The 657-nt window shown below is 57.7% G+C and carries 1 pseudogene; it reads left to right on the top strand.

Going from position 1 to position 657, the window contains the following annotated elements:
* Positions 1-251 (top strand): annotated as a pseudogene (locus M6F29_RS12010) (Fic family protein); the annotation flags it as partial.
* Positions 252-657: the final 406 nt, after the last annotated feature.

The following is a 657-nucleotide window of genomic DNA, read 5'->3' as shown; positions in this document are numbered from 1 at the left end:
TGTCGGCGGATCGTCGTCGCCTGCTTGAATCAGCGAAGTCGGGGCCGGCAGCCTATCGCCTGTTCGAGATGCTACCGATGATGCCGCGCTTCAACATCGAGCGGGCACGGCTGTTTCTCGATACGAGTTTCCCCACGGCCAGTGCGGCGGTCAATCAGTTGGTTGACCTGGGCATCGTGAAGGAAATGACCGGACAGAAGAAGAATCGCAGCTACAGCTACCAGGGCTACGTCGATCTGCTGACGCGGTGATTCAGAATGGACGCATCTTCGGGAGGCAGCGAAGGCTGGTCTACGCATCGGCATCCGCCCGTAGTTTTTTGGCTGGCAATGTTCCGCACAATACGCTCTATCGCTCTCTGGCCCCAATAGCGAGCAACTCGATGGCAAACCACACACCCCCGTTAACCGATAAACGAAGTATCCAAGGCTGTGCCTCTGACACTGGCCATGCCAAAGACCGTCGAGCAGGTGGCGTTGGTGCGGGTGTGACTGGACCAACCATCCTGGACAGCGATCCGGGATGGTCAGTTCTTGGGGTTAGTGCGTGGTCGGGCCGAACACTTCATTCAGGCTCTTGGCTTCAAGCACCTGATACAGCCACCCGTCAATTTGTTCAGTCGTAGCAGCCGAGATCGTCTCCAGAACATCTGCCGGG

The organism is Ferrovum sp. (assembly GCF_027317285.1).
Taxonomy (GTDB): domain Bacteria; phylum Pseudomonadota; class Gammaproteobacteria; order Burkholderiales; family Ferrovaceae; genus Ferrovum.
The sequence above is the reverse complement of the archived record's forward strand: the minus strand, read 5'-3'. Positions and strand labels throughout refer to the sequence as shown.